The sequence below is a fragment of the Stieleria sp. genome, assembly GCF_041595215.1.
In the GTDB taxonomy this organism is placed as follows: domain Bacteria; phylum Planctomycetota; class Planctomycetia; order Pirellulales; family Pirellulaceae; genus Stieleria; species Stieleria magnilauensis.
Window position 1 is genome coordinate 1 of sequence record NZ_JBFHKV010001491.1, and the last position, 1,570, is coordinate 1,570.

Consider the following 1,570-nt stretch of genomic DNA (forward strand, 5'->3'; position numbering starts at 1 on the left):
GTGGACGTGCAGATTGCCCATTTCCGCCAGCGGCATCTTGGTGAAGTCGGCGTTTTGATCGTACAGCAGATCGCTGTCGCGGCGCATCGTCGCTTTGCCGAAATGAATCGGGTGGTGATATTCGGTCGGATTGGCCCAGCCTAAATAGTCGTACCAGGCCTGCGTGCCGATGTCGCGAAAGACCGTGCGGCGGTGACGTTTGCCCGTTTCCGCTGAACCCCAAATGTCATTGACCAACTCGTGATCATCGAACGTGAAGTAGCTGGGCACATGACGATGCCACTGCGACAGGGCTTCGCCACGATCCAGGTACAGTTTGTAGTTTTCCCAAACGCCGATGATGGTGGGCGCGATCTGGGCGACTCGCGGTTTGGCACTGGCTCCTTGAACGAGCTGCCAGGCGTCTGGCGGATACCGCCGCTGTTCTTCGTACAGCCAATCGCCGTTCATCACGTGGAAGTGGACTTTGTCGGCCCAGTCGCGAACCAGATGTTCGTAGGTGGTCGCTCGGTGCCCGCTGCCGTGCAGCGGATTTTGGTTGGCACAGGAGCCGATCTGGAAACGGAAATTGAACAACCCGTCGGGATTGTAGGTTTCGTTCCGCGACTGATCCGCACTCGGCAGCGTCCGAAAGCTGCCCGGCAAGCCGTGGGGCCGCCCGTTGACCCAGACCTGATAGTGATACCGGGTGTCGCTTGACAGCCCGACCAAATCAACGACGCCGGTATTGTCGTGACCGATCGTCGTCTCACCGGGCTCGCTGACCGAATCCATCGCGCCCGCCGCGGTGCCGTAATGGACTTCGAATTGCCCCGGATCCGACGTCCGCGCCCAGACCCGCATCGACGTCGCGGTGGGCTGGCCGAGCATCGGGCCATGGGTCAACCGGATCGGATCCCGGGCTGTGGAGATGGTGATCGAGGCGTCGGCCGGATCGGCAACGTGATGCTTCGGTGGCGGAACGTCTTGTGCGTGAACGATCGATCCGAGAACGGACAAAATCAAAGCGAGCGTGGTTCGCATGGCGAGCAGTCAAAGGCGCGGGGAAATGCGGGGGCAACGAGGCTGCAGTCTATCCGATCCGCCGCGATCACGCGCGCTGCGTCCTGCGTCATCGCGACCGCAAAAGTTCGGCCAGCCCGACCAGGTCGTCGGTGTTGATCAGGTCCACGCCCGCGTCAGCCAGGGCCGCCCAAACGGTTTGCTTGTCAGGTGTCGCCCAGAAACGCACGCGGCGTCGGTCGGCGTGAGCTTGCTGGAGCACACGTTCCAATTTTTCACGATCCGCCTGTGGCATTTCTCCCTCACCGCGCCATTGAAAGTTGCGTCCCCAGTGATCGCTGATCAACGGCAACAAGTCGGGTGACAGGTCACTGTCCAGGTCTGAAAGCCGGCCGTCGATCCCGGCATAGCGCGTTGGATCGGCCGCGATCAAGTCGACCGCACGATTGCCGCTGATGATCGCGGTGACCGCGCCCGGATGAACACCTTGCTCGTCGACGTGGGACAAGATGTCGGTGTACTGTGATAGCACGGCGTCCAAGGCGCGATAGGTTGATTCGCCTTCGGA

Annotated in this window: 1 protein-coding gene and 1 pseudogene; both read right to left on the reverse strand. The window is 61.3% G+C overall.

What is annotated here, in order from left to right:
- A partial coding sequence (locus ABX749_RS32390; protein ID WP_372899673.1) for an alkaline phosphatase D family protein occupies window positions 1-1,023 on the reverse strand: 1,023 nt, incomplete at its 3' end.
- An 88-nt stretch (window positions 1,024-1,111) separates the two neighbouring features.
- Window positions 1,112-1,570, reverse strand: a pseudogene (locus ABX749_RS32395) (hypothetical protein); the annotation flags it as partial.